Source organism: Micrococcus luteus (genome assembly GCF_022664405.1).
GTDB lineage: Bacteria > Actinomycetota > Actinomycetes > Actinomycetales > Micrococcaceae > Micrococcus > Micrococcus luteus.
The window spans coordinates 1-17,634 of the sequence record NZ_JAKRLB010000016.1; the positions used below are offsets into that span (position 1 = coordinate 1).

Consider the following 17,634-nt stretch of genomic DNA (forward strand, 5'->3'; position numbering starts at 1 on the left):
GCACCGGGTAGTCCACGGTCTCCCCCGTCGGACGGACCCCACCGGAACCGTCCAACTCCATCCGGCGCATCCGCAGGCCGTCCACCCGGCCGTCGCCGTCCTCGTCCAGGAACTCCTCCGGGGCCTGCAGGAAATGCAGGTGCAGCCGACGCGAGGCGCTCTGCTGACGGTCCTCCTGCTCCATGAGCCAGTTCGTCAACGTGCCCACCATGGTGCGGACCTGATTGTTCTCCTCGATCGCCTTCTCCGAGGCCTCATCGAAGTCGAAGTCCTCCTCGTACAGCACGATGTCCACATCCCTCGAATGCGCCAGCTCCCGCAGCTCCAACGGGGTGAACTTCACCTGCGCCGGCCCACGCCGGCCGAACACGTGCACATCCGTGACCGGGGAAGCGGCCAGATCCCGGTACACGTTGTCCGGGATCTCGGTGGGCAACAGGTCCTCGGCATGCTTGGACAGGATCCGGGCCACATCCAGGGCCACGTTCCCGTTGCCGATCACCGCCACCTGCGTGGCCTCCAACGGCCAATGCCGCGGCACATCCGGGTGCCCGTCATACCAGGACGCGAAGTCCGCGCCACCGAACGAGCCGGCCAACTCCACCCCCGGCACGTCCAGGGCAGCGTCCCGCACCGCACCGGTGGAGAACACGATCGCGTCGTAATGCCGACGCAGATCCGCCAGGCTCAGGTCCGTGCCGTAGTCCACATTCCCCAGGAAACGGATGTCCCCGCGGTCCATGACCTTGTGCAGCGCGGTGACGATGCCCTTGATGCGCGGATGGTCCGGGGCCACCCCGTAGCGGATCAGGCCGAACGGGGCCGGGTACCGGTCGAACAGGTCGATGCTGACACGGAAGTCCCGTTCCTCCTTGGTCAGGATGTCCGCCGTGTACACCCCGGCGGGTCCGGCACCGATGATGGCGATGCGCAACGGGCGGTCAGGCCTCGAGGGGGTCAGGGTCATGCTCGTGCTCCTTCGGAGGTCGGGTTCAGGGTCAAGATCGGGGCAGGGACACCGGCTGCAGGCGCGCCGGTGGCGTAGGGGCTCAGGCGCACGACGTCGCCCACGACGATCACGGCGGGGTTCTCCACACCGACGGCGGCCGCCTGCGCGGCGATGGTCTCCACCGTGCCCACGGTGACCCGCTGGTCCGGCATCCAGCCGCGCTCGATGATCGCCACGGGCGTCGCGCCGTCGAGGCCGCGCTCCGTCAGTCGGCGCGCGGTGTCCGCGAGCCGGCGCACGCCCATCAGCAGGACGAGCGTGTGGTCGGCCCGGGTGGGCACTTCGGCCAGCTCTTCGTGGCCGGTCACCAGCGTGAAGCCGGTGGCGACGCCGCGATGGGTGACCGGGATCCCCGCGGCGGCGGGCACCGAGACGGCGCTCGTGACACCGGGGACCACCTCGACGTCGACGCCATGGGCGCGGCAGTGCGCTGCCTCCTCGCCGCCGCGGCCGAGCACGTACGGGTCGCCGCCCTTGAGCCGGACGACGAGGCGGCCGGCCCGGGCCTCCCGGACCAGGACGGCGTTGATCTCGTCCTGCGTGGCCAGGTGGTTCCCGGGGGCCTTGCCGACCTCGATCACGGGCACCGCCGGGTCCAGCTCGGCCAGGAGGGCGCGCGGGCCCAGCCGGTCGGCGACCACCACGTCGGCCTCCGCGAGCAGCTGTCGGCCGCGCACGGTGATGAGCCCGGAGTCGCCGGGGCCGCCGCCGACGAGGGCCACGCGGCCGGGCTCGGCGGACGCGCGCCGCCGGCGCAGCGGCAGCCGCCCCGTCGACAGGGCGAGGGTGATCGCATCCTTCAGGGCGCGGGCGCGGCGAGGGTCTCCCCCGGCGTTGACGGCCACGGTCACGTCCCCGGCCCGGACGACGGCGGGCGTCCAGGCGGCGGAGGACTCGGCATCGGAGGCGTCGACGCACCAGACGCGGCGGGCCTCGGCGTCGGAGGCCACGGCCCCGTCCACGGCCCGGTCGCCGGTGGCGGTCTGGGCGAACCAGACCCCGTCGAGGTCGGACGGGCGGTAGGGGCGGCGGTGCAGGGTGATCAGGCCGGCCGCCGCGAGCCGCTCCACCTCCTCCCCCGGCTCCGGGGCCACCACGGTGACGAGCGCGCCGGCGTCGAGGAGGGCGCCCATGCGGCGGCCGGCCACGCGCCCGCCGCCCACCATCAGGACGGGCCGGCCGAGCAGACGCAGGGAGGTGGGGTACAGATCGGACGCGGTCATCGCGTGCTCCCTTCCAGCAGCCCCCGGCGGCGCAGCATGCGCCGCTCGACGGGGCCGAATACGGCCAGTTCGACGAGGACGCCGACGGCCAGGATGGTCAGGACGGCGCAGAGGACGACGGCGAGGTCGGACGCGGCACGTCCCTCGTGGAGCAGGGTCCCGAGTCCCACGCCCATGGGCCCGCCGACGGCGATGATCTCGGCGGCCATGAGGCCTCGCCACGCGAAGGCCCAGCCCTGGCGCAGGCCGGAGACGAAGGCGGGCAGGGCGGCCGGGAGGACCACCAGCAGGGCGGTCTCGAGACGCGAGGCGCCCAGCACCCGGGCCGCGCGACGCAGCTGCGGCGGCACCTGGTCCGTGCCGGTGGTGAGGCCGGCGACCACGGCGGGGACGGCGCCGGTGAGCATCACGAAGTACGCGGTGGCGTCGCTGAGGCCGAACCACAGCACCGCGAGCGGCACCCAGGCCACGTTCGGCAGCACCATCAGGGCCGTGAGCAGCGGGCCGAACGCCCGCCGCAGGACGCTGACCTGTCCGAGCACCAGGCCCAGCCCGACGCCGACGACCACGGCGAGTGCGAAGCCGACGACGGCGCGGCCCACCGACGTCGCCACTGCCTGCTGGACGAGGCCCTGGGCCCACAGCGTCCCGAAGGCCCCGACGACGTCGCCGGGACCGGTGATCGGCTCACCGCGCGCACCGGCCAGCCACGCGAAGGCCTGCCAGATCGCCACGAGCAGGACGACGGCGGCCACCGGGAGCAGGACCCGGCTCCAGTCCCACCCGGCCAGACCCGTCCGACGGGTCGAGTCGACGGCCTGGAGCGCGTCGAGGCCGCTGTCGAGCTCGCGCAGCTCGTCGTCGGTGGCGGCCCCCGGCGCGCGGCCGGGGGCGTCGAGGGTGGGGGTGTCAGTGCGCATGGCGACGGATCTCCTGACCGAGTCGGGCGGTGATGGCGGCCGTGAGGGCGGCCGCGGCGGGCGCGTCGTGGCGGGCGGCCGCGGGCACGTCCCATTCGGCGACGACGCGACCCGGACGTGAGGACAGCAGCAGCACCCGCTGGCCGAGGCGGACGGCCTCGGCCACGTTGTGGGTGACGAACACGACCGTCCGACCGGTCTGCCGCCACACGCGCTCGAGCTCCCCATGCAGCAGGTCGCGGGTGATCGCGTCCAAGGCCGCGAACGGCTCGTCCATGAGCAGCAGGGGGCGGTCCTGGGCGAGGGCCCGGGCCAGGGCGACGCGCTGGCGCATGCCGCCGGAGAGCTGGTGGGGTCGCAGGTCGGCGGCGTCGTCGAGGTGGACGAGGCGCAGCAGCTCCCCGGCACGCTCCCGACGCTCCCCCGCGGCCACACCGGCGAAGCGGAGGGCGAGCTCGATGTTGCCGCGGGCGGTGAGCCACGGGAAGAGGGCGGCGTCCTGGAACATGAACGCGGCCCCCTCCCGGGGGGTCTTGACGACGCCCGCGGTGGGCGCCTCGAGCCGGGCGACGAGGTTCAGCAGGGTGGACTTGCCGCACCCGGACGCACCGAGCAGGCAGACGAACTCGCCCGGCTCGATCCGCACGGAGACGTCCTCCAGCACGGGCGTGGGCCCGCCGAAGCTCTTGCCCACGTCCTCCATCACCACCGTCATGACCGCTCCCGTCGCGCCGTCGTCATCCGGATCAGGCCTCGTCGCCGCCGCGCACCATGCCGGCGGCGAGCGTGGCCCCGTCGTGGGGGTCGATCACGAGGAACGCCCCGGTGCGCCGATGCACGGCGTAGGGCTCCACGGGCAGCGGCGCGGCCAGGTGCAGGCGCACCTGTCCGATGTCGTTGAGCCCGAGGGTCTCGGCCGGGTCGAGCCGCAGGGTGTCGAGGTCGAGCCGACCGGCCACCTCCTGGACGAGCGCCCGGACGACGGCGGTGCCGTGCTTGACGAGGACCTGCTGCCCGACGCGCAGCGGTGCGGCGGAGAGCCAGCACAGCGCGGCGGCCACCTCCGCGGTGGGGCGCGGGGCGGTGTCCGCGGCGGCGATCGTGTCCCCGCGGGCCACGTCCACCTCGTCGGCCAGGCGCAGGACCACCGACTGCGGGGAGGAGGCCTCCTCGAGGGATTCCCCGGCGGCGTCCACGCCCACCACGGTGGTGGTGCGCGCCGGCTGCCCCGGGGTGAGGACGGCGACGGCGTCCCCGGGCCGGACGGTGCCCGCGACCACCTGCCCGGCGTAGCCGCGGTAGTCGCGGAACACCTCGGGGTCGAGGCCGGGGGCCAGGGCGCCCTGGGGGCGCACCACGAGCTGCACCGGGAAGCGGAAGGAGGCGGCGGCGTCGTCCTCGGCGTCCGCCCCGGGCAGGGACTCGAGCAGCTCCATGAGCGTGGGGCCGGTGTACCAGTCCGTCCGCTCGGAGCGGGTGACCACGTTGTCGCCCTGCAGGGCGGACACCGGGACGCTCACCGCGTCGGAGAGGCCGAGCTCCCGGGCCACGCGCCGGACGTCCTCGGCGATCGCGGTGAAGACCTCCTCGGCGTAGTCCACGAGATCGATCTTGTTGACGGCGACGATCACGTGCGGCACCCGCAGCAGGGCCACCACGCTGAGGTGGCGCCGGGTCTGCTCCACCACGCCCTTGCGGGCGTCCACGAGCAGCACGACCGCATCGGCCGTCGAGGCGCCCGTGACGGTGTTCCGGGTGTACTGCACGTGCCCGGGGCAGTCGGCCAGCACGAAGGTGCGCCGGTCCGTGGCGAAGTACCGGTACGCGACGTCGATCGTGATCCCCTGCTCCCGCTCGGCGCGCAGGCCGTCGGTCAGCAGCGCCAGGTCCAGCCCGCCCTCGGCACCGCCGAAGCCGCGCTCGGCGGAGGTGCGGGCCACGGCCTCGAGCTGGTCGGCCAGGACGGCCTTGGAGTCGTGCAGGAGGCGGCCCACGAGGGTGGACTTGCCGTCGTCGACCGAGCCGGCCGTGGCCAGGCGGAACAGGGTCCCGGCGGGGGCGTGCCGGTCCAGCAGTGCGGTGCTCATCAGAAGTACCCGTCCTTCTTGCGATCTTCCATGGCCGCCTCGGAGATGCGGTCGTCGGCGCGGGTGGCCCCGCGTTCGGTCAGGGTGGAGGCGGCGACCTCGAGCACGACGTCCTCGACGGTGGCGGCCTCCGAGAGGACGGCGCCGGTGCAGGACATGTCGCCCACCGTGCGGTAGCGCACCGTCCGCGTGGTGACCTCCTCGCCCTCGGCCGGGCGGGAGTGCTCCCCCACGGCGCGCCACATGCCGTCGCGGCGGAAGACCTCCCGCTCGTGCGCGTAGTAGATGGAGGGCAGCTCGATGCCCTCGCGGGCGATGTACCGCCACACGTCCAGCTCGGTCCAGTTGCTGATGGGGAACGCGCGGACGTGCTGGCCGGGGGTGTGACGGCCGTTGTAGAGGTTCCACAGCTCGGGGCGCTGGTTGCGCGGGTCCCACTGGCCGAACGCGTCCCGCAGGCTGATGATCCGCTCCTTGGCCCGCGCCTTGTCCTCGTCACGGCGGCCTCCCCCGAAGACGGCGTCGAACCGGTTGGTCCGGATCGTGTCCAGCAGGGGGGTGGTCTGCAGGGTGTTGCGGGTGCCGTCGGCGCGCTCACGCAGCTCGCCGCGGTCGATGTACTCCTGCACGGAGCCCACCACGAGCCGCAGGCCGAGCCGCTCCACCGTGCGGTCGCGGAACTCGAGGACCTCGGGGAAGTTGTGGCCGGTGTCCACGTGGACCACCGGGAAGGGGATCCTCCCCGGCCAGAAGGCCTTCGCGGCCAGGTGGAGCATCACCACGGAGTCCTTGCCGCCCGAGAAGAGCATGGCGGGGCGCTCGAACTCGGCCACCACCTCGCGGATGATGTGGATCGCCTCGGCCTCCAGGGCGTCCTGGACGTCGGGCCCGGCGGGGCTCACGGTCCCCGGGTCGGGGGCATGGGTGAGGGTCATCGTGTCTCCTTGGTCTGTCTCGGGTGCGGCGCTCAGACGTGGATGCCGCACTCGGTCTTCGCGGTCCCGGCCCAGCGCCCGGCACGGGGGTCCTCCCCGGGGGCGACGGGGCGGGTGCAGGGGCGGCAGCCGATCGAGGGGTAGCCGTTCTGCAGGAGCAGGTTCACGGGCACGTCGTGGTCCGTGGCGTAGCCGACCAGGTCGTCGAAGCTCCACGGGGCGACGGGGTTGACCTTGACCATGCCGTGGGCCTCGTCCCAGCCCACCAGCGGGGTGTTCGTGCGCGTCGGCGCCTCGTCCCGGCGGACGCCGGTGAACCACAGGTCGTATCCGGCCAGCGCCCGGTTGAGGGGCTCGACCTTGCGCATCGCGCAGCACAGCCCCGGGTCGCGGGCGAACAGGTCCTTGCCGTGGCGCTCGTCCTGCTCGGCCACGGTCAGCTCCGGGAGCACGTCCACCACGGTGACGGCGAGGCGGCGGGCCACCTCGTCGCGCGTCGCGAGCGTCTCGGTGAAGTGGTAGCCGGTGTCCAGGAAGAGGACGTCCACGCCGGGCATCCGCTGCGCCACCAGGTGCGGCAGGACGGCGTCGGCCATGGAGCAGGCCACGGCCGCCCGGCGGAGGTCCACATGGCGGGCGGCCCAGTCGACCACCGCCTCGGCGGGGGCGTCCCAGCCGAGCTCGGCGGCGCCGGACTCCGCGAGCGCCTGCAGGCGCTCGAGGTCCTCGGTCGGACGGGTGGGGGGAACGGTGCTCATCGGAGGGCCTCCTCGTCGACTCGGTGCGCCCACCGGGCGAAGGTCTCGCCCGGCTCACGCTGCTCGTCGTACCGGCGGACGACGCGCTCGACGTAGTCGACCAGCCCGTCCGCGCGGACCTTCAAGCCGCGGACGCTGCGTCCGAGGCCGGCCTCGGCGCGGTCCACGGAGGCCAGCCCGCCGCCCAGGTGAACCTGGAAGCCGGGCGTCTGGCCGCCGTCGTCGTCCGGGAGCAGCTGGCCCTTCAGGCCGATGTCCGCGGTCTGGATGCGGGCGCAGGAGTTGGGGCAGCCGTTCACATGCAGGCTCAGCCGCTCGGGGAGGCGGTCGGCGAGGTCGGCCAGGCGCTCCTCGAGCTGGGCGATCGCGGCGGTGGCGGTGTCCTTCGTGTCCACGATGGCGAGCTTGCAGAACTCCAGGCCCGTGCAGGCGATGGTGGAGCGGCGGAACACGGACGGCTCCGGGTCCAGTCCCAGCTCCTTCAAGCCGGCCACGACGGCGTCCACCCGGTCCCGCTCCACGTCCAGCACCACGATCTTCTGGTGGGGGGTGGTGCGCAGCCGCGTGGAGCCGTGGGCCTCGAGCAGGTCCGCGAGGGCGGTGAGGGTGGTGCCGCTGGAGCGGCCGACGACGGGAGCGGCGCCGATGTAGAAGCGGCCGTCCTTCTGCTCGTGGACCCCCACGTGGTCGCCGGGACGGGTGGGCGGGGCCGGGGCGGGTCCGTCGGGCAGGGCGTAGCCGAGGTACTCCTCCTCCAGCACGGTGCGGAACCTCTCCGGCCCCCAGTCCTCGAGCAGGTACTTCATGCGGGCCTTGTTGCGCAGGCGCCGGTAGCCGTAGTCACGGAAGATGCTCACGACGGCGTGCCACACCTCGGGGGCGCGCTCGGCCGAGACGAAGGCACCGATCCGGTCGGCCAGGCGGGCCTTCGTGGACAGGCCGCCGCCGACCCACAGGTCGTAACCGGGGCCCAGCTCGGGGTGCACCACGCCGATCAGGGAGACGTCGTTGATCTCGTGGACCACGTCCTGGGAGGGGTGTCCGGTGATGGCGGTCTTGAACTTGCGGGGCAGGTTGGAGATCTCGAGGTCGCCGATCCAGCGGTCCGCGATCTCCCGGATCACGGGCGTGGGGTCGATGATCTCGTCCGCGGCGATCCCGGCCACCGGTGAGCCGAGGATCACGCGCGGCACGTCGCCGCAGGCCTCGGTGGTGGACAGGCCCACGGACTCCAGGCGCCGCCAGATCTCGGGGACGTCCTCGACGCGGATCCAGTGCAGCTGGACGTTCTGCCGGTCGGTGATGTCCGCGGTGTCACGGCCGAAGTCGGTGGAGATCCCGCCGATCACGCGCAGCTGCTCGGTGGTGAGGTCGCCGCCGTCGATGCGCACGCGCAGCATGAAGTAGCGGTCCTCGAGTTCGTGGGGCTCCAGGGTGGCGGTCTTGCCGCCGTCGATCCCCTGCCGACGCTGGGTGTACAGGCCCCACCAGCGGAAGCGGCCGTGCAGGTCGTCCGAGGGGATCGAGTCGAAGCCCTCGTGGGCGTAGACCTGCTCGATGCGCTCGCGGACGTTCAGGCCGTCGTCCTGCTGCTTGAACTCCTCGTTGTGGTTCAGGGGGGCGGTCCCGTCCACCTTCCACTGGCCGTGCGGCTTGGCGGAGGGACGGCGCGGAGTGCGCGCCGGCCTCGACGTCTCGTTCACCTGGGTCATGGCCGCCACGCTAGGAACCCGGCATGCCGGCCCCAAGATCGTCGACGCGGTTCGTCACGTTCCCGGGGCCGGGCCGCGGCGGGGACCCGGTCCGGCCCCGGTCGTGTGACGGACGGCTCAGCGGCCTCCGGCGGCTCCCCTCGGGGCCTCTACGAGGGCGGACCGCAGCCGGTCCAGGGCGATCCGCGCCACCAGCGGATGCGGCAGCAGGGGGTCGGTGACCGCGTCCGCGCCGGCCTCGCCGAGCCGGTCGTGGAAGTACCCGGGGGCCAGCAGGTGGGCGGCCACCACGGCGCGACGGCCGGCGGCGTGCACCCGGGCGACGGCGTCGGGCACACGGGGGGTCGCCGCCGCCCCGAACGCCGCGGTCACGGGCAGTCCCGTGGCCCGGGCCAGGGCCCCGGCCAGGGCGTGCACCTGGGCCTGGCCGTCCGCGGCGCGGGTGCCGGCCGCCGCCAGGATGACGTCCGATGTCGCGGCCTCACCGGCCGGCACCGCCCGGGCCACCCGCTCGGCCAGAACGGTCACCAGGCGCGGCTCGACGTCGTCCCCGGCCCCGGCCAGCGGTGCGGCGGCGATCGTGCCGGGTCGGGCGGCTGCGGCGTGGTGGATGTCGTGGTGGACGTGATGGCCCAGGGACAGCAGCAGCGGCACGATCACGGCCGGCTCCCCCGGGGGCAGGGCCGCCACGACCTCGTCGAGGGAGGGGCTCTGCACGTCCACGTAGGCCTCGTGGACCTGGGCGCCCGGCCCCTCGGCGGCCAGGAGGGCCGCCAGGTCGGCACGGAGGCCGTCGATCACGTCGCGGCCGGCCGCGTCGTGCGTGCCGTGGGCGCAGGCGATCACGTGCAGCACGGGCGCGCTCATGCCGAGCCCACCGCGTCGGCCCACACGTTCTGCGGCCCGCCGCTCACCGGCGGATCACCTTGTGCTGGGCGGCCTGGGCGACCGGCCGCATCACGATCTGATCCAGGTTCACGTGGTGGGGCAGCTCGACGGCGTGGACGCACACCTCGGCGACGTCCTCGGCGGTGAGCGGCTTCTCCACGCCCGCATACACGGCGTCCGCGGCGGACTGGTCGCCGCCCAGGCGGTTGCGGGAGAACTCCTCGGTGTGGACCATGCCCGGCAGCACCTCGATCACCCGCACGTTGTGCTCGGCCTCCTCCAGGCGCAGCGCGCCGGTGAGCCCGTGCTGGCCCATCTTCGCGGCGTTGTAGCCGGCGCCGCCCTCGTAGGCGGTGACGGCGGCGGTCGAGGTCAGGTTGAGCACGGTGCCCTCGCCGTGGGCGCGGAGCATGGGCAGGAACGCCTGGCACATCGTGAGGGTGCCGAGCACGTTGACGCGGTACATCCACTCCCAGTCGGCGCGGTCGCCGTCGCCCACCGCGTCCGTGCCGAGCGCGCCGCCGGCGATGTTGACGAGGGTGTCGGCGCCGCCGTCGGCCTCGACGCGCGAGGCCAGCGCGGCGACGGCGGCCTCGTCCGTGACGTCCAGGGCGGCGGGGACGACGTCGCCGCTCACGCCCTCGGCCCGGGCGTCGGCAGCGAGGGTCTCGAGGCGCTCGGCCCGGCGGCCGACCGCGTACACGCGCCAGCCGCGGCGGGCGAGCTCGAGGGCCGTGGCGCGGCCGATGCCGCTCGTGGCCCCCGTCACGACGGCGGCGCGGGCGGGGTTCTTCGCAGGTTCATGGGTGTGGCTCACGCCTCCGACCGTAGCCGAGCCGCGCCGTTCGGAGCACCGCCCGGATCACCTCCGCCAGGTCGAGCGACTGAAAGGGCGGGACGTCCCGGGCGTCGTCGCAGGCCCGGCCCGCCGCCCCGGTCATGGGAGGATGGCGGGCATGGCTGAGAACACGCAGGGCACAGACACGCCCATCGACGCATCGACCCCGTCCACCCCCGCCGCCGGCGCCGTGGCCGTGCCGGACAAGCCGGCCCTCGAGGGCCTCGAGGAGAAGCTGACCGCCCGCTGGGCCGACGAGCGCACCTACGCGTTCGACACGCAGACCACCCGCGAGCAGGTCTACTCGATCGACACTCCCCCGCCGACCGCCTCCGGCTCGCTGCACGTGGGCCACGTCTTCTCCTACACGCAGACCGACGTGCTCGCCCGCTACCAGCGCATGAACGGCAAGAACGTGTTCTACCCGATGGGCTGGGACGACAACGGCCTGCCCACCGAGCGCCGCGTGCAGAACTACTACGGCGTCCGCTGCGACCCCGCCAAGCCGTACGTGGAGGGCTACCGCCCGCCGGAGAAGCCGGCGAAGAACCAGCGCGACTGGGACGTGATCTCCCGCAAGAACTTCATCGAGCTCTGCGAGGAGCTCGCCGTCGAGGACGAGAAGGTCTTCGAGGACCTCTTCACCCGCCTCGGCCTGTCCGTCGACTGGGACATGACCTACCGGACCATCGACGACGTCTCCCGCGCCGTCTCCCAGCGCGCCTTCCTGGCCGGCATCGCCTCGGGCGACGCCTACCTGGCCGAGGCCCCCACCATGTGGGACGTGACCTTCCGCACCGCCGTGGCCCAGGCCGAGCTCGAGGACCGCGAGGTCCCCGGCGCCTACCACCGCTACGCCTTCACCGCTGCGGACGGCGAGCAGGTCTTCATCGAGACCACCCGCCCCGAGCTGCTGGCCTCCTGCTCCGGCCTGGTCGCCCACCCGGACGACGAGCGCTACCAGCACCTGTTCGGCACGACCGTCACCTCCCCGCTGTACGGCGTGGAGGTCGAGGTCTTCCCGCACCCGCTGGCCAAGCCGGACAAGGGCTCCGGCATCGCCATGGTCTGCACCTTCGGCGATCTCAACGACGTCACCTGGTGGCGCGAACTGCAGCTGCCGACCCGCACCCTGATCGGCCGTGACGGCCGCTTCGCCGCCGACACCCCCGAGTGGATCACCACGGACGCCGGCCGACAGGCCTATGCGGACACCGTGGCCGGCCGGACCGTCTTCTCCGCCAAGCAGGGTGTGGTGGACGCCCTCACCGCGGCCGGCCTGCTGGACGGGGAGCCGAAGAAGATCATGCACGCCGTGAACTTCTACGAGAAGGGCGACAAGCCGCTCGAGGTCGTCACCTCCCGCCAGTGGTACATCCGCAACGGCGGCCGCGACGCCGACCGCCGCGCGGAGCTGATCGAGCGTGGCCGCGAGATCTCCTGGCACCCGGAGCACATGCGCCACCGCTACGAGAACTGGGTCGAGGGCCTCAACGGCGACTGGCTCGTCTCCCGCCAGCGCTTCTTCGGGGTGCCGATCCCGGTCTGGTACCCGCTGGATGCGGAGGGTGAGCCCGACTATGAGAACCCGATCCTCCCGGCCGACGAGCAGCTGCCCGTGGACCCGGCCGCCGAGGCCGCCCCGGGCTACGCCGAGGACCAGCGCGACGTCCCCGGCGGCTTCACCGGCGACCCGGACGTCCTGGACACCTGGGCCACCTCCTCCCTGACCCCGCAGATCGTGGGCCGCTGGTCCCGTGACGAGGCGTTCTTCAACAACGTCTTCCCGTTCGATCTGCGCCCGCAGGGCCACGACATCATCCGCACCTGGCTGTTCTCCACCGTGGTGCGCGCCCACGCCCTCAACGGCTCCGTGCCGTGGACGGACACCGCGCTCTCCGGCTGGATCCTCGACCCGGACCGCAAGAAGATGTCCAAGTCCAAGGGCAACGTGGTGGTCCCGACCGACATCCTGGACCAGTTCGGCTCGGACGCCGTCCGCTACTGGGCCGCCTCGGCCCGCCTCGGCGCAGACACCGCCTACGAGGTGGCGCAGATGAAGATCGGCCGCCGCCTGGCCATCAAGCTGCTCAACGCCGCCAAGTTCGTGCTGAACCTGGGCGCCACGCAGGACGCCGTCATCCGCACGGCCGATGACGCCGCGGCCGTCACCAACCCGCTGGACGCCTCCCTGCTGGCGCGCCTGGCGGCCACCGTGGAGCAGGCGACCCGCGCGTTCGAGGCCTATGACTACGCACGGGCCCTCAACGTGACCGAGCAGTTCTTCTGGGCCTTCACGGACGACTACGTGGAGCTCGTGAAGGACCGTGCCTACGGCGGCCACGGCGAGGCCGAGCAGGCCTCTGTGGTGACCACGCTGGCCACCACCCTGGACGCCCTGCTGCGTCTGCTGGCCCCGTTCCAGCCGTTCGCCACCGAGGAGGTGTGGAGCTGGTGGCGCGCCGGCTCCGTGCACACCGCCGCGTGGCCGGGCGCCGCGGACGAGGTGGCGGCCTTGTCCTTCGCCGCCTCCGCCGGTGACGCCGAGGTCCTGCCCACCGTGGCGCAGGTCCTCGGCGGCGTCCGCAAGGCGAAGTCCGAGGCCAAGGTGAAGCAGCGGACCCAGGTGCGCTCCGCCGTGGTGACCGGGCCGGCCGAGTGGCTCGAGAAGCTGCGCGGCGGCCTGGCGGACCTCAAGGCGGCCGGCAACATCGCGGACCTGTCCCTCACGCAGGGCGAGGCCGGCGAGTCCGCGCCGCTGACCGTCTCCGACGTGCAGCTCGCACCGGTCGAGGACGACTGATCCGCGCCGCGCGTTCCCGGACGGTGTCTCGGGAGCGCACGCGGCACGACGACGGCCCCGTCGCCCATCACGGGCGGCGGGGCCGTCGTCGCGCCCGTGCTGCGAACCCGAGTCTGCCCGTCAGCGTGGGATGTTCGTGGCCGGGATCCGGTAGGGCACAGCGCACGTCGGCAGTCCGCCGCCGGATCGGAGTTCGTCGGGAGGCGGCCCTCCCGGGGGTGTCGTGGTGCACCTCCCGGTCGTGCTCCTGCCGCATGTCGCAGTGCGGTCACCGCGGCAGGGGTGGACACTGAGAGGATGAGACCGACACCCGATCCCGCCCCGGCCGGCCGCCGCGCCTGCGACTCCTCCGCCCGGCGGATGTCCGCCGCCCTCGCCGCCATGGGCGTGCTCCACTTCGTCCGACCTGAGCCCTTCGACGGGCTGATCCCGCCGTTCCTGCCCGGCTCGGCCCGCGCGTGGACCCACGGCTCCGGCGTGGCCGAGCTGGCCGTGGCGGGTCTGCTGGCCGTCCCGCGCACCCGGCGCGCGGGCGGACGCGCCGCGCAGGCGCTCTTCCTCGGCGTGTGGCCCGGCAATGCGTGGATGGCCTGGCGGTGGCGACGCCGGCCCTGGCCGGCGCAACTGGTCTCCCTCGGGCGGCTGCCCCTGCAGGTCCCCCTGATCCGCGCGGCCGGCAGAGTGGCGCGCAGCTGACCCCCGCCGCCCCGCACCCCGACGACGCCGGCCCCACACCTTCGCGCTGAAGGTGTGGGGCCGGTCTCGTGCGAGCCGGGGGCTCAGTCGAACTGCGGATCCGTGGTGCGGGCCCGCTTGATCTCGTAGAAGTACGGGAAGTCGGCCAGGGCGACGGCGCCGTCGAAGATGCGGCCCGCCTCCTCGCCGCGCGGGATGCGGGTCATCACGGGACCGAAGAAGGCCGTGCCGTTGAACGCCACGACGGGCGTGCCGACGTCGTTGCCCACGAGGTCCTCCGCCTCCTTCTGGCTGGCGCGCAGCTGCTCGTCGGCCACGTCGGTGCGGGCGGCGTCCAGGATGTCCGCGTCGTGGCCCAGCTCCTCGAGGGCCTCGGCCACCACGGCCTCGTAGTCCGTGCGGCCCTGCTCGTGGATGCGGGTGCCGACCGCGGTGTACCACGGGCCGAGCGCCTCGGCACCGTGCCGCTCGCGCACCTGCACGGCGGCGCGGGCCGGCAGCCAGGCCTTCTCGAGGCGGGCCAGGTAGTCGGGGTCCAGGTCGCGGCCCTCGTTCAGGACGGCGAGCGACATGATCTTGAAGACCACCCGCACGTCGCGCACCTTCTGGACCTCCAGGATCCACCGGGAGGTGATCCAGGCGAACGGGCACGTGGCGTCGAAGTAGAAGTCGACGGTGGGCTGCTGCGTGGTGTCGGTCATGCTGTGCTCCTTGCGGTCAGGGAGCCGTCTCGGCTCCGGTCGGTCCTGCTGGGCGACGGCGGTCAGGCGCTCCGGCCGCGTCGACGTCGTTCCACCTCGGCCGGGATGAGCGTGGGCTCGGCCTCGCCGCGCACCACGTCCCCGGAGATGACGACCGTGCCCACATCCGAACGGGAGGGCAGCTCGAACATCACGGGCTTGAGGACGTTCTCCATGATGGAGCGCAGGCCGCGGGCGCCGGTGCCGCGGGCCTCGGCCTGGGCGACGACGGCGTCCAGGGCGTCCTGCTCGAACTCGAGCTCCACGCCGTCCATGAGGAACATCTTCTGGTACTGCTTGAGCAGGGCGTTCCTCGGTTCGGTCAGCACCCGCACGAGCTGTTCGTGCGTGAGGTCCTCGACAGTGGTGATCACGGGCAGGCGGCCGATGAACTCGGGGATGAGGCCGAACTTCAGCAGGTCCTCCGGCCGCACGTCCGCGTAGGTGACGTCCCCCGCGCCCAGGTGGTTCAGGGGCGCGCCGAACCCGATGCCCTTGCGTCCGGCACGGGAACCGATGATCTCGTCCAGGCCCGCGAACGCGCCCGCCACGATGAACAGCACGTTGGACGTGTCGATCTGCAGGAACTCCTGGTGGGGGTGCTTGCGTCCGCCCTGCGGCGGCACCGACGCCACCGTTCCCTCGAGGATCTTCAGCAGGGCCTGCTGCACGCCCTCGCCGGAGACGTCCCGGGTGATGGAGGGGTTCTCGGACTTCCGCGAGATCTTGTCGATCTCGTCGATGTAGATGATGCCCTGCTCGGCCTTCTTCACGTCGTAGTCCGCGGCCTGGATGAGCTTGAGGAGGATGTTCTCCACGTCCTCGCCCACATAGCCGGCCTCGGTGAGGCTGGTGGCGTCCGCGACCGCGAACGGGACGTTGAGCCGCCGGGCGAGGGTCTGCGCGAGATACGTCTTGCCGGAGCCGGTGGGGCCGACCATGAGGATGTTCGACTTGCCGACCTCGACGTCCGCCAGGTCGTCCCGCTCGGTGAGGCGGTCGGCCAGGTCACCGCTCCGCGCCTGCGGCCCACGCACGCGCTTGTAGTGGTTGTACACGGCGACGGCGAGGGAACGCTTGGCCGCCTCCTGGCCGATCACGAAGCTCTCGAGGTGGTCGAAGATCTCCTGCGGGGTGGGCAGGACGGTCTCGTCCGCCTCCGCCGCCTCGCCGAGCTCCTCCTCGATGATCTCGTTGCACAGCTCGATGCACTCGTCGCAGATGTAGACACCCGGGCCGGCGATGAGCTTGCGCACCTGCTTCTGGCTCTTCCCGCAGAACGAGCATTTCAGCAGGTCAGCGCTCTCTCCGATACGCGCCATGGTGGTACTCCTCGGGGGCCGGGCGGAGACGTCCGCCCCGCGCGGGCGGCGTCGCTGTCAGATTCCGTCCAGCATACGGCCGTGGACGGACACGTTAAGGGACCGGGTCCCCGGTCGGCGTCGAGGGGTCCGACCGCGCGGCCGGACCCCTCGGCGGGCGTCGTCGGTCAGGCGGACGGGCGGGTGATCTTGCGGGAGGCGAGGACCTCGTCCACAAGGCCGTACTCGAGGGCCTGCTCGGCCGAGAGGAACTTGTCCCGGTCGATGTCCTGCGAGACCTCCTCGGGCGTGCGGTTGGTGAGGGAGGCCAGCGTCTCCTCCATCCACACGCGCATCCGGTTGATCTCCTGGGCGTGGATCTCCAGGTCCGTGGCGGTGCCGCGGTCGCCCTGCATCGCCGGCTGGTGGATCAGCACGCGCGCGTTGGGCAGCGCCAGACGCTTGCCGGGGGCGCCCGCGGCCAGCAGCACGGCCGCGGCGGAGGCGGCCTGGCCCAGGCACACGGTCTGCACCTCGGGCCGGATGAACTGCATGGTGTCGTAGATCGCCGTCATGGCCGTGAACGAGCCGCCCGGCGAGTTGATGTACAGGGTGATGTCACGCTCGGAGTCCATCGCCTCGAGCACGAGCAGCTGGGCCATCACGTCGTCGGCCGACGCGTCGTCCACCTGCGCGCCGAGGAAGACGATGCGGTCCTCGAAGAGCTTGGCGTAGGGGTCCTGACGCTTGAAACCGTAGGGGGTGCGCTCCTCGAACTGCGGGAGGATGTAGCGCGCGTCCGGCGTGGGCAGGGAGGGCATCCCGGTGGGGAGCCCGGCGGGGAACTGGGTCATTCTTGGTCTCCTGGAGAGGGTCGGGACGGTCCGGGCCGGGCTCAGCCCCGGACGCCGCCGCCGCCGGTCACGGACGCGGCACGGTCGGCGATGTGGTCGATGAAGCCGTACTTGAGGGCCTCCTGCGCGGTGAACCACTTGTCACGCGCGTTGTCCTCGAGGATGGTCTCCACGGACTGGCCGGTCTGCTCGGCGGTCAGCTCCGCCATCACCTGCTTCATGTGCAGGATCAGCTGGGCCTGGATGCGGATGTCCGACTCGGTGCCGCCGATGCCGCCGGAGGGCTGGTGCATCAGCACGCGGGCGTGGGGGGTGGCGTAGCGCTTGCCCTTGGTGCCCGAGGCGAGCAGGAACTGGCCCATGGACGCGGCGAGGCCGGTGGCCACCGTCACGACGTCGTTGGGGATGTACTGCATCGTGTCGTAGATCGCCATGCCCGCGGTGACGGAGCCGCCCGGGGAGTTGATGTACAGGTAGATGTCCTTCTCCGTGTCCTCGGCCGAGAGCAGGAGCAGCTGGGAGCAGATCGCGTTGGCGTTGTCGTCACGGACGTCCTCGCCCAGCCAGACGATGCGCGACTTCAGCAGCTGGGTGTAGAGGAAATCCTCGCGCTGCGCCGGGTCCACCGAACGCATGCTGGGGGTGATGTCGGTCATCACTTCCGCCTTCCTGTCGAGATGTCCACGGGCCCCCCGAACGGCGGCCGCTCGCGCGGACGGACGGGTCCCTGATCGAGTCCGACACTAGCCGGGCGTCCGGGCCAGCGCGCGGGACGCCGTCGGCGTTTCGCTGTTGGCGCAGGTTGTCGCGGGCCCTGCCCGGGGCCGCCCACCGTGACCTCGGGACGACGACGGCGCCCCCGCCGGCGTG

16 protein-coding genes are annotated in these 17,634 nt (G+C 72.8%); 2 read left to right on the top strand and 14 right to left on the bottom strand.

Going from position 1 to position 17,634, the window contains the following annotated elements:
* The 10 genes from MF605_RS08190 to MF605_RS08235 form a co-directional block, all read right to left on the bottom strand.
* The coding region (locus tag MF605_RS08190) for an FAD-dependent oxidoreductase (RefSeq protein ID WP_242821263.1) at positions 1 to 967 on the bottom strand (967 nt) is incomplete at its 3' end.
* On the bottom strand, positions 964 to 2,232 hold the full coding sequence (gene cobA, locus MF605_RS08195; protein ID WP_113914188.1) for a uroporphyrinogen-III C-methyltransferase: 1,269 nt from the start codon (positions 2,230 to 2,232) through the stop codon (positions 964 to 966). The genes cobA and MF605_RS08190, both read right to left, overlap by 4 nt.
* A complete protein-coding gene (locus MF605_RS08200) occupies positions 2,229 to 3,152 on the bottom strand; it encodes an ABC transporter permease (protein ID WP_041104780.1) in 924 nt (307 codons plus the stop codon). Before MF605_RS08200 ends, cobA begins: the two co-directional genes overlap by 4 nt.
* A complete protein-coding gene (locus tag MF605_RS08205; RefSeq protein ID WP_036316899.1) occupies positions 3,142 to 3,867 on the bottom strand; it encodes an ABC transporter ATP-binding protein in 726 nt (241 codons plus the stop codon). Before MF605_RS08205 ends, MF605_RS08200 begins: the two co-directional genes overlap by 11 nt.
* 31 nt (positions 3,868 to 3,898) lie before the next feature.
* Positions 3,899 to 5,239, bottom strand: a complete 1,341-nt coding sequence (locus tag MF605_RS08210) for a sulfate adenylyltransferase subunit CysN (protein ID WP_036316896.1) — start codon at positions 5,237 to 5,239, stop codon at positions 3,899 to 3,901.
* The gene (gene cysD / locus MF605_RS08215; protein ID WP_002855962.1) at positions 5,239 to 6,174 is read right to left on the bottom strand and encodes a sulfate adenylyltransferase subunit CysD; all 936 of its coding nucleotides are present in this window, start codon (positions 6,172 to 6,174) and stop codon (positions 5,239 to 5,241) included. The genes MF605_RS08210 and cysD overlap by 1 nt, the downstream gene beginning before the upstream one ends.
* Positions 6,175 to 6,206: 32 nt before the next feature.
* Complete coding sequence (locus tag MF605_RS08220) at positions 6,207 to 6,932, bottom strand: phosphoadenylyl-sulfate reductase (RefSeq protein ID WP_036316893.1); 726 nt, start codon at positions 6,930 to 6,932, stop codon at positions 6,207 to 6,209.
* A complete protein-coding gene (locus tag MF605_RS08225; protein WP_036316987.1) occupies positions 6,929 to 8,644 on the bottom strand; it encodes a nitrite/sulfite reductase in 1,716 nt (571 codons plus the stop codon). Before MF605_RS08225 ends, MF605_RS08220 begins: the two co-directional genes overlap by 4 nt.
* A 117-nt stretch (positions 8,645 to 8,761) precedes the next feature.
* Positions 8,762 to 9,511, bottom strand: coding sequence for a sirohydrochlorin chelatase (locus tag MF605_RS08230; RefSeq protein WP_036316890.1), 750 nt, complete (start codon positions 9,509 to 9,511; stop codon positions 8,762 to 8,764).
* Between the two features lie 43 nt (positions 9,512 to 9,554).
* On the bottom strand, positions 9,555 to 10,349 hold the full coding sequence (locus MF605_RS08235) for an SDR family oxidoreductase (RefSeq protein WP_036316887.1): 795 nt from the start codon (positions 10,347 to 10,349) through the stop codon (positions 9,555 to 9,557).
* 139 nt (positions 10,350 to 10,488) lie between these two features.
* Between MF605_RS08235 and valS the strand changes: the two genes are divergently transcribed.
* Both valS and MF605_RS08245 read left to right on the top strand, forming a co-directional pair.
* On the top strand, positions 10,489 to 13,173 hold the full coding sequence (gene valS / locus MF605_RS08240; RefSeq protein ID WP_134417047.1) for a valine--tRNA ligase: 2,685 nt from the start codon (positions 10,489 to 10,491) through the stop codon (positions 13,171 to 13,173).
* 360 nt (positions 13,174 to 13,533) lie between these two features.
* Positions 13,534 to 13,869 (top strand): DoxX family protein, encoded by a 336-nt coding sequence (locus MF605_RS08245; protein WP_036316984.1) that lies wholly within the window; start codon positions 13,534 to 13,536, stop codon positions 13,867 to 13,869.
* 83 nt (positions 13,870 to 13,952) lie between these two features.
* Here the strand turns inward: MF605_RS08245 and MF605_RS08250 are convergent, their stop codons facing one another.
* From MF605_RS08250 to MF605_RS08265, 4 genes are all read right to left on the bottom strand, one after another.
* On the bottom strand, positions 13,953 to 14,570 hold the full coding sequence (locus MF605_RS08250) for a mycothiol-dependent nitroreductase Rv2466c family protein (RefSeq protein WP_036316880.1): 618 nt from the start codon (positions 14,568 to 14,570) through the stop codon (positions 13,953 to 13,955).
* Between the two features lie 62 nt (positions 14,571 to 14,632).
* Positions 14,633 to 15,931, bottom strand: coding sequence for an ATP-dependent Clp protease ATP-binding subunit ClpX (gene clpX, locus MF605_RS08255; RefSeq protein ID WP_134417048.1), 1,299 nt, complete (start codon positions 15,929 to 15,931; stop codon positions 14,633 to 14,635).
* A gap of 167 nt (positions 15,932 to 16,098) precedes the next feature.
* A complete protein-coding gene (locus MF605_RS08260) occupies positions 16,099 to 16,764 on the bottom strand; it encodes an ATP-dependent Clp protease proteolytic subunit (protein WP_002855988.1) in 666 nt (221 codons plus the stop codon).
* A gap of 41 nt (positions 16,765 to 16,805) precedes the next feature.
* Entirely contained in the window at positions 16,806 to 17,420 is a 615-nt protein-coding gene (locus MF605_RS08265) for a ClpP family protease (protein WP_170720911.1), read from the bottom strand.
* Positions 17,421 to 17,634: the final 214 nt, after the last annotated feature.